12 protein-coding genes are annotated in these 9275 nt (G+C 70.0%); 8 read left to right on the top strand and 4 right to left on the bottom strand.

What is annotated here, in order from left to right:
* Positions 1-182: 182 nt before the first annotated feature.
* Positions 183-1109 carry an ATP-binding cassette domain-containing protein gene (locus tag EDF23_RS09840; protein WP_123338726.1) on the top strand — a complete coding sequence of 309 codons (927 nt, stop codon included), beginning with the start codon at positions 183-185 and terminating at the stop codon, positions 1107-1109.
* The gene (locus EDF23_RS09835; RefSeq protein ID WP_123291959.1) at positions 1106-2329 is read left to right on the top strand and encodes an ABC transporter permease; all 1224 of its coding nucleotides are present in this window, start codon (positions 1106-1108) and stop codon (positions 2327-2329) included. The genes EDF23_RS09840 and EDF23_RS09835 overlap by 4 nt, the downstream gene beginning before the upstream one ends.
* On the opposite strand, the gene EDF23_RS09830 is transcribed toward EDF23_RS09835, so the two are convergent.
* Positions 2326-3036 (bottom strand): hypothetical protein, encoded by a 711-nt coding sequence (locus EDF23_RS09830; protein WP_131921547.1) that lies wholly within the window; start codon positions 3034-3036, stop codon positions 2326-2328. The two genes, EDF23_RS09835 and EDF23_RS09830, sit on opposite strands and share 4 nt — an antisense overlap.
* A 127-nt stretch (positions 3037-3163) precedes the next feature.
* Entirely contained in the window at positions 3164-3829 is a 666-nt protein-coding gene (pnuC, locus tag EDF23_RS09825; RefSeq protein ID WP_131921546.1) for a nicotinamide riboside transporter PnuC, read from the bottom strand.
* A 356-nt stretch (positions 3830-4185) separates the two neighbouring features.
* On the opposite strand from pnuC, the gene EDF23_RS09820 reads away from it, so the two are divergent.
* From EDF23_RS09820 to EDF23_RS19215, 6 genes are all read left to right on the top strand, one after another.
* Complete coding sequence (locus tag EDF23_RS09820; RefSeq protein ID WP_123291956.1) at positions 4186-4740, top strand: alternate-type signal peptide domain-containing protein; 555 nt, start codon at positions 4186-4188, stop codon at positions 4738-4740.
* Positions 4741-4891: 151 nt separating this feature from the next.
* Positions 4892-5488, top strand: a complete 597-nt coding sequence (locus EDF23_RS09815) for a TasA family protein (protein WP_131921545.1) — start codon at positions 4892-4894, stop codon at positions 5486-5488.
* Positions 5485-6369 (top strand): hypothetical protein, encoded by an 885-nt coding sequence (locus tag EDF23_RS09810; protein ID WP_131921544.1) that lies wholly within the window; start codon positions 5485-5487, stop codon positions 6367-6369. The genes EDF23_RS09815 and EDF23_RS09810 overlap by 4 nt, the downstream gene beginning before the upstream one ends.
* Positions 6366-7019, top strand: a complete 654-nt coding sequence (locus tag EDF23_RS09805) for a signal peptidase I (RefSeq protein WP_243648877.1) — start codon at positions 6366-6368, stop codon at positions 7017-7019. The genes EDF23_RS09810 and EDF23_RS09805 overlap by 4 nt, the downstream gene beginning before the upstream one ends.
* Positions 7020-7030: 11 nt before the next feature.
* Positions 7031-7558, top strand: a complete 528-nt coding sequence (locus tag EDF23_RS09800) for a hypothetical protein (RefSeq protein WP_123938504.1) — start codon at positions 7031-7033, stop codon at positions 7556-7558.
* A gap of 17 nt (positions 7559-7575) precedes the next feature.
* Positions 7576-7716 (top strand): hypothetical protein, encoded by a 141-nt coding sequence (locus EDF23_RS19215; protein WP_165901085.1) that lies wholly within the window; start codon positions 7576-7578, stop codon positions 7714-7716.
* On the opposite strand, the gene EDF23_RS09795 is transcribed toward EDF23_RS19215, so the two are convergent.
* On the bottom strand, positions 7710-8558 hold the full coding sequence (locus tag EDF23_RS09795; RefSeq protein ID WP_123291951.1) for an ornithine carbamoyltransferase: 849 nt from the start codon (positions 8556-8558) through the stop codon (positions 7710-7712). The genes EDF23_RS19215 and EDF23_RS09795 overlap by 7 nt on opposite strands.
* Before the next feature lie 52 nt (positions 8559-8610).
* The gene (locus EDF23_RS09790) at positions 8611-9222 is read right to left on the bottom strand and encodes a hypothetical protein (RefSeq protein ID WP_131921542.1); all 612 of its coding nucleotides are present in this window, start codon (positions 9220-9222) and stop codon (positions 8611-8613) included.
* Positions 9223-9275: the final 53 nt, after the last annotated feature.

Here is a 9275-nt window from a genome sequence, read left to right as displayed (position 1 = left end):
CACGACTCGAGGGCATGAGCCCGGTTCAATACCGAGCTCACGCCCTCGCGGCCTAATCTGACTTCACGGTCCAACAAACCGGGACCAGTTCACAGGCACCGGGCCTCCCGTCCGCCGTGGGGTCACCATCTCGGGCCGCGACCGGCATCCGAGACGTCAGCCGCTGCCGGTAGGGTCGCCGCATGAGCGGGGCGACGATCAGCGTGCAGGACTTCGTCATGCGGTTCGGGGACCGGAACGTGGTCGACGGACTGTCGTTCGACGTCGCCGCCGGCGAGACGTTCGGCCTGCTCGGCAGCAACGGCTCCGGCAAGACCACGACGATCCGTGCCCTGCTCGGCATCACCACCCCGACCGCGGGCACCCTGACCATCGACGGCCAGCCCTACCGGCCCGCCACCGGTGGCATCGGGTACCTGCCCGAAGAGCGCGGGCTCTACCGCAAGGAATCCGTCATCGACGTGATGTCCTACTTCGGACGGCTCCGCGGGCTCCGAGGTCCCGAGGCGACGGCCTGGAGCATGGACTACCTGGCACGCGTGGGCCTGGCCGACCGCGCCAAGCTCCGCGTCGACAAGCTCTCCGGCGGGCAGCAGCAGAAGGTGCAGCTCGGCATCACGATCATGGACCGGCCGCGGCTGCTCATCCTCGACGAACCGACGAAGGGCCTCGACCCCGTGAACCGACGGCTGCTGCTCGACCTGGTCGACGAACGCAAGGCCGACGGCGCGACCGTCATCCTCGTGACCCACCACATGGACGAGGTCGAGCGGCTCTGCGACCGGATCCTGCTGCTCAAGGACGGCACCGCCGCCGCCTACGGGTCGATCCCCGACGTGCAGGACGCCTTCGGCGGTGCCGTCGCCCGGGTCGGCCTCGACGGGCCGGTCCCACGCTCGCCGCTGTACAAGCTCGCGCGGCACGAGGGGCACGTCGCCTACCTCGTGCCGACGTCCGCCGCAGCACCGGACGGTGCCGACATCCTCGCCGCGCTCGTGGCGGACGGTGTCCGCGTCACCGCGTTCGAGATGCGTCGGATCCCGCTCGACGAGATCTTCGTGCAGGTCTACGGCCACGACGCGCTCGCCGCCGCGGGGGCAGCAGCGTGAGCCGCCTCGGGACCGTCGTCCGGTTCGAGTTCGTCCGCGCGGTCAAGAAGCCCGCGTTCTGGATCGGCACCCTCGCACTGCCGGTCGTCATCGTCATCGTGTCCCTGCTCGTCGGCATCGGACAGGCAGCCGGCACCGACTCGGTCGTCTCGGGCTCGTCGGCCACGAAGACCCCGTTCCGCTACGTCGACCACTCCGGGCTGGTGTCCGAGTCCGTCGCGGCGAAGTGGGGCGGGTCGCCGTCCACCGACGCCGACGCCGACCGCGCCGCCGTGCGTTCCGGGGACCTCGACGCCTTCATCTCGTTCCCGTCCTCCCCCTCGACCTCGCCGATCACCGTCGACGCCGCCGACCGCGGCCTGTTCGCGAACGGTGGCTACTCGTCGCTCGCCGAACGGGTGCTCGAGCAGAGCGTCGCCGCGACCGTCGACGACCCCGAGACGGTCGAGCTCCTGCGTTCCCCACCGGCCACCGACGTCACGACCTACGCCGACGGGCAGGTCGCGCCGGGATGGCTGTCGATCGTTCCGCCGTTCCTGTACGTCGCCGCCTTCTTCGGACTCGTCATCCTGCTCGCGGCACGCATGGTGACCGTCGTGGTCGAGGAGAAGGAGAACCGCATCTCCGAGATGATCCTGACCGCCGTCACCGCCGGCGACCTGATCCGCGGCAAGGTGATCGCGATGCTGCTCGTCGGGTTCGTGCAGGTCGGGGTGTTCGTCATCCCGGGGCTGGTCGGGATGCTCGCCGTCCTGCCACTCGTCGCCTCGCAGCTCGGCGGGCTGACGATCGACCCGTGGCGCATGCTCGTCGGCGCGCTGCTGCTCGTCGGCGGCGTGCTGCTGGCGTCCGGACTGTTCGTCGCCGTCGGTGCCGCGGTGCCGTCGATCAAGGATGCCTCGGCACTGCAGTCGGCGGCGATCTTCGCCCTGATCATCCCGCTCTACGCGGCGTTCTTCGTGATGACCACCCCGACGTCGCCCGTCGCCGCGTTCTTCACGTACTTCCCGACGTTCACGCCCGTCACCGCCATGGTGCGGAACGCCGTCGGCTCGCTGAGCGTCACCGAGTCGGTGGTCTGCATCGTCGAGGTGTTCGTCGCCGCCGGCCTGCTGCTCTGGTTCGCCGAGTACCTGTTCCGGCACTCGGTCGCGCAGTACGGGTCGAAGGTGACGCTGCGCCAGATCGTGTCGTGGCGGCGGCGGTCGGTCTCCCGTTAGGGACGGCTCTGGGGTTCCCGCTCGGCTTCGCGTGCAGTCTGCTGGTGTTCCGCCGGTCGCTGGCGCTGCGGCGTCTCGCGCTCGGGGACGTCGGCGTCGAGGTCCCACGACGGCATCTCGTGCTGCTTCCAGCCCTGGCGGAGCGTCCGGACCGACCGGTCGAACTCCACCATGACGTCGATGTGGGGCCGGACGAGCATCTGGATCTGCAGTCCCTCGTACACCGCGAGCAGCTGCGTGGCCGCCTGGTACGACGGGATCGCCGATTCCTCGGCACCGTTGTCGAAGTCGCGCTGCAGACCGTTGCTGAGCTGCTCGACGTACTCGTCGAAGCGCTTGCGGAACAGCTCGGCGAAGCCGGACTCGGAACTCGCGACCGTGATCACGCCCGCGAGGACGCGGACGAGCCCCGGGTCGGCGACGTCCTCGGCCAAGGTCAGCCGGACGTGGTCGATCGTGCACGCCGGCGGGGTCTTCCGACGGGTGCCACGCAGCTGCGTCCACCGGTCGTACGTCACCAGCAACAGGGCTTCCCACGCGGGGAACAACCGCTCCACGGTCTCGAGCGGGATGCCCGCGACCTCGGCCACCACCGAGGCGTCGACCGCGTCGAAGGAGTGCAGCCGGTAGGCGCGGATCGCTCCGCGGACGGTGCGCTCGGCGAGGGACTCATCGTCCTCGACGCGTTCGCCGTGCAGGGGTTCCATCCGACCATCCCATCGTGTGCGGTACCCCATTGTCTCGTCCCAGACCGGGGGCCGTCACATCCACGCCGGGTCGGCGTGGACCGGCTCGGCGTGAGCGGGCCGTTCAGCCGAGTCGTCAGCCGGCTCGTCAGCCGACCGTGACGGGGGCTGCCGGGGGCTTCACCCGCTGCTTCGCCCAGACGAAGAACCCGGTCAGCGTGAAGACGCCGTAGAAGACGTACATGAGACCCGACGCGTAGTACCCGGCCGAGAACAGGAGCGGGACACCGACCAGGTCGACCGCGACCCAGATGAGCCAGAACTCGACCCAGCCCTTCGCCATGCCGTAGGTGGCGAGCAGTGAGCCGACGAAGATCCACGCGTCACTCCACACCGGCTCGTACGACCCGAGGGCGCGGAACACCGGGGTCAGCAGGGCGGTCCCACCGACCATGCCGACGACCAGCAGGATCCGGGTCCGCCACGATGCCCAGTGCGGTTCGATCACGGTGGACGTGTCGTCGGGGCGGTGGGTCCAGCGGTACCAGCCGTAGATGCTCACGATGATGAACATCACCTGGCGGCCGGCCTGGCCGAGCAGGTTGACGGGGTTCGGGGTGTCGAACAGTGCGCCCATGAAGACGGTGAACAGGAGCGCGTTGCCGACCAGCCCGACGGGCCAGGCCCAGACCTTGCGGCGCATACCGCCGAGCGCGCTGAGCAGCCCGAAGACGTTGCCGATCACCTCGCGCCAGAGCACCGTCTGGTCGCCGATGACGATCTGCGCGTCGAACAGCCAGCGCACGATGCCCATGGGCCCTCCTCGTTTCCGGTCGGTGCAACGGTCGGGGGACGTCCGGCATTCCGGTGATGATCGGGGTACAAACATGTCCTCCACAGGGTGGACAAAAATCACCCCCGTTTTGGGTCCATGCGAAAGCATGTTACTACTTGTCCGCACTTTGGGGGACGAGTACCGTCGTCACCAGAGCGAGTCCAGCCCGCCCGAGCAGCAGATCTGCGCTCCGGAGCCCGGCGACCGCTCTCGGCAAAGGTCAGCCGCGACCCCTCACCCGCGAGGTCGATGACACCGTCCCACCGGCACGACGACCCGAATCACGAGCCGGTGGAATCCAGTGCGCCCCGAACGCACAGAACGGACCCGCCACCATGCACAAGATCGTCACCGGTGCCATCGCCGGCGCAGCCGGCATCGCCCTCCTCCTCGGTGGAGCAGGCACCTTCGCCCTCTGGAACGCCAGTGCCTCCAGCGCCGCATCCTCGGTGAGCTCCGGCACGCTGACCCTCAGCGCGAACAACGACGGCGCCTGGACGGACATCACGAACGGCCGCTCGACCGCGATCAACCCCACCACCGCCCTGATGGTGCCGGGCAACACGTTCCAGTTCACGCAGACGCTGAACATCGGTGCGACCGGCCAGGACCTCAAGGCGAACCTGACCTACGCCAGCCAGTCGATCACCGGTGACTCCGCACTCCTCGCCGCGACGCAGAAGACCCTCGCCGTGACGTCCTCGAGCGCCACCGTCGTGCAGTCCACGTCGAACGCGAACACCTTCGTCGTCTCGCCGTCGGCGTCGACCTCGACCGTCAAGGTCGTCTTCACGATCACGCTGCCGTCCTCGGCGACGACCGGGCAGAACGGGTCGATCAACGTCGGCGCCCTGGCCTTCACGCTCACCCAGACCGCGATCGGTTCCTGATCCACCGATCGCACTGACGCGGGCCACGACCGGCCCCTGATCCGCCGGTCGTGGCCCGTGCTGGGCCCTTGTGGCCCGTCTGGGCCCTTGTGGCCCGTCTGGGCCCTTGTGGCCCGCACCAGCAGAGGCTCACGAGCACCAGGGGACGCACATGACCGGGACACCGAGGACGACGGGCCGCCACCGCGCGGCACGACGCCACCGGTGGATCCTGCCCGTCGCGCTCGCCCTGGTCGTCGCCGTCGCCACGGCGCTCCTCGGCGTCGGCGGGACCTACGCCCTCTGGAACGGCACCGCCAGCACCGCGGCCACCACCGTGAAGTCCGCGACCGCGACGATCACCGTCGGCACCCTGTCGACGATGAACACGACCGTCCTCGGACCGGGTACCGGGGTCACCGGCACCTTCGCCGTGAAGAACACCGGCTCGATCCCGCTCTCGATGCGCGTCGCCACGACGTCCACGAACGTCGCCTACGCGACGAACGCGTCGTCGGCGGCCGTCCTCGGCGAGCTGACGCTCCGTCTGACCAACGTGTCATCGGCTGCGGCCTGCGCCGCCGGGCTGTCCGGCGCGAGCGGCCGTCTCGCCGCCTTCGACACCGGTAGCGGTTCGTTCACGCTCCAGCCCGGTGCGAGCACCGTCGGCTGTGTCGAGCTGGTCCTCGACGCCGACGCGCCGCAGAGCGTGTCCGGCGCCGTCACCGACTTCACCCTCACCGTCACCGGAACGCAGGTCTCCGCATGAACCGCCGTCTCCGGCTCGTCGTCGCCGTGCTGCTCACCGCCGTGTTCGTCGGCGGTGGGTCGAGCGCCGCCTGGGCACTGTGGAGTGCGTCCGGCACCACGGCCTCGAGCGTCACGATCGGCAAGGTCTCCGCCTCGATCGCCGGCACGAGCGCGCTGACCACCACCTTCTCGTCCACGGTGACGTCGGTCACGAAGCCGATCACGCTCACCAACTCGGGCTCCATCGCCGGCACCGCGACGACCACCGTGTCCGTCGTCTCCGGCAGCTCGACGGCGCTCGCGCAGGCGGTCACCGTCGTCGCGTGGCCCGTCGCCACGACCGCGGCGTGCACGACGAACACCGCGGTCGGCAGCGGCTCGGTCACCGGCACCTGGGCGTCACTGCCGAGCATGACGTCCAAGCTCGCCGCCGGCGCCTCGGCCATCTGGTGCACCCGCAGCACGCCCAAGTCCTCGGCGCCTGCATCCGCCACGGCCAACGTGAACGTGAACCTCACCGTGGCGAGCGGCAGCTGGACCTCGGGCGTCGTGCAGGGAGGCTTCTACTTGAACACCTCGGCAGCGGAGGCAGCGCTGACCTGCAACGACCACAGCGGCAACTACGTCGACGTCACCTGGGACGCCGCAGGCCGCCCCAAGGAGACCTGGTACGCCGCCTACGTCGGGACCACGCCGGTCGGACAGAAGGCCCAGGACTACTCGGCGTTCATCACCATCGCCCCGAGCGACATCCCGGCGAGCGCGGGTACCTCCGGCACGCTCACCGTCACCGTCAAGGTCCTCGACAGCGCCGGCAACCCGACCTCGACCGTCGCCGGGAGCGGCCCGGTCACGCTCTTCACGCAGAACAACGGCGCGGCGATCCGGTGCGGCGCGTGACCCGCGCGGCGGCTCGTCCCGAACGTGCGGAGCGCTCCGGTGGGCGTGCGGTCGTGCACGCCGTCGTCCTCGGTCTCAGCACCGGACTGCTCCTGCTCGTCGCGGCCCTCGCCGTCGTGCTCATCGTCGTCCCCAAGGCCACCGGGTCGATGCCGTTGACGGTCCTGACCCAGTCGATGGAGCCGACGCTGCCCCCGGGCACCCTGCTCGTCGTCCGCCCGACCGCCGTCGACGACATCGAGGTGGGCGACGTCGTCACCTACCAGATCGTCTCCGGCCAGCCGGCCGTCATCAGCCACCGCGTGACCTCGGTGTCCTCGTCGTCGAACGGGGCGCGCACGTTCGTCCTCAAGGGCGACAACAACGCGAAGGCTGACCCGCACCCCGTCACCGCCGCACAGATCCGGGGCGTGGTCTGGTACAGCGTCCCCGAGATCGGTGTCGTCAACCAGCTCGTCAACGGGTCGCGGAGCTGGCTCATCCCGACCGTCGCCGGGGTCCTGTTGGCGTACGGCGGCGTGATGATCACCATCGGCACGGTCACGGCCGCGCGCCGTCGACGTGGGGCGTCCGGGCACGGGCGACGTGCGACGGCCGGTCACGGGCGCCGCAGGGCATCGCACCGGGGCTCGGGGCAGGCCTCGGTCTAGGCTCGGTGGACGTGACCGACGGAGTGCAGCGAGCGAGGGAACTGCTCGACGACGCCGCACGACGGCTCCGTGCCGCCGGGGTGCCGGACGAGGCGCTCGGCGAGTACGCGCAGCCGAAGGCGGTGCTCGGCATCCGCCGCGAAGCGACCATGCGGCCCCTCGGTCGCGTGTGGCGCGTCGGTGCACTGCTGATCGGCTCGTCGCTCGAGTCCGGCGGTCGGGTCTGGGCCACCGGGGCGATCACCCGGGTCACCGATCCGGGCCGGGCGCAGTTCCAGTCGGTCTCGGCGGAGGTCCGTCGGGCCTACCGCGCTGCTGCGGCGAAGGGACACTTCGCGGCCGGCGACACCGTCAACCACGGCACCACGGCGATCGCGTTGGACGGGACGCTCGTCGACTCGACCGGGGTGCTCTTCGTCGAGGACGACGTACCGCTCGTCCGCTGGTCACCGGCCGCGGGCTCCGCCGTCCCGCTCGCCGACTACCTGGCCGACCGCGTCGGGTTGCTCGTCGAACCGCCCCGGGGTGCGACCGACTGACCCGCTATCGTGACGGCATGGACGGACAGCAGCCGCGCGAACGACGCAACCCCTGGTGGGCGGTGCTGCTCGTCTTCATGTTCGGGGGCGTGCTCTCGCTGGTCGCCGGTCGGATGCTCCCCTGGCAGGACCAGGACCGCCAGGACCCCGACTACTGACGGCTGGCGGAGCCGCCCGACGGTCCGAGACCGAGGCAGAACGCCATCACTGCTTGCTGCACCGGGAGCAGTGCGGCCTTGAACCCGTGCCCGACGAACGCGGGGTGTTCCACGGCATCGGCGCTGACCTCACGGCCACGCACGAACGGCGGACACGGGTCGAAGCGGGCTCCCGTCGGCGCGAGGTCGAGGAGCGCCGCGGTGATCCGGTACGACTCGAGGGCGTCGGCGTGCGCTCCGGGGCCGTCCGTCAGGATCACGTCCGCCGACCGCACGGCAGTCTCGAGGTCGTCGGTCCATGCAGCGCCCGGCGTTGCGAGGCCGGCCGGGCAGCATTGGACCAGGTCGAGTCGCAGGACTCGAGCAGCTTCCTGCCATGCCCTGGCGATGTTGCCGTCCGCCCCGACGAAGAGGAAGCGGAGCGACGAGATCTCCCCACGCTGCCGCAGTGCGTAGAGGTCGGAGAGGACCTCGCACGGGTGGTTCTCGTCGGTCATGGCGTTCACGACAGGCAGCGCATGCGCGGCAACCAGTCCCTCGATGACGGCGAGGTCACGGTGACGCACCACGATGATGTCGACCCAGTTGACGAGGTACCGGGCGACGTCTGCCAGCGCCTCTGGCTTGTCGAGCGTCGTGTCCGGGAACACGATCGGACCGAGCCCCATCAGCGAAGCACCCTGCTCGAACGTCACCCTGGTTCGCAGACTGGTCGGCGGGAAGAACATGGCTGCCGACCCCGCCGTCACCGGTCCCCGGCCGTGCTGGTACGCGTCAGCAAGCTCGAAGACCGCATGGACGTCGGACGGAGACCAGTCATCGAGCTTGGCGAGAGAACGCATCCCACCACCGTAGGGACTGTCCGGAACAGCGTGTGCTTGGAGGGTGTCAGCCTCAGCCGAACTCGTCCGATCGATACGCCACCGATGCGCCGCTGAGGAAGACCACCTGGGCACCAACGCCGACATCGGCTTGGATGCGCGCTGCCGTCCGGAGCCCGAGTGCGCGGGTCTCGGCGTCACCGAACGGCGTCCCGACTCGTTCGGTGAGGGCACGCCAGTGCACGATCGCCTTCGCGGTGCCATCACCAGTACCCGCGGCGCGTGCCGACCGGACGTCCCGCTCCCCGTCACGCAAGAACTCGACATCGGTTCCGGGCCGTGCACTCGGCAGCACGACGGCAGTACCCGCCTCGGCCACCGTGTCGATGCCGGCGCCGGCTCCGCACCAGACATGAGCATCGTCACCGAGCTCGAGTTGCACACGGCTCGCGAGCACGAATGCTTCGACGCGATGAGCGTCACGGACCGCTCCGGAAGGCCAGTCGAAGTCGGGCTCCCCGTGGGAATCGAAGACGTCGTTCCACGCCCGGAGGTCGTCGCGCAGCGGCCTGCTCAGCCCGAGTGCTCCCGCATCAACGCTCCCGATGCACTCGCGCGACCCGCGGTACCAGAGCGGGGAGTCGTCCACCATGTACTCGGCCATCACGAGGACGATCGCGCTCACCACTCGCCCAGCGTAAGACGCCAGAACGGGAGGGTGCGAGCGCGGCCGGCGTG

It is taken from the genome of Curtobacterium sp. PhB128, from assembly GCF_004340725.1.
GTDB lineage: Bacteria > Actinomycetota > Actinomycetes > Actinomycetales > Microbacteriaceae > Curtobacterium.
Note: the sequence above shows the minus strand (reverse complement) of the source record. Positions and strands in the feature narration are given on the sequence as shown.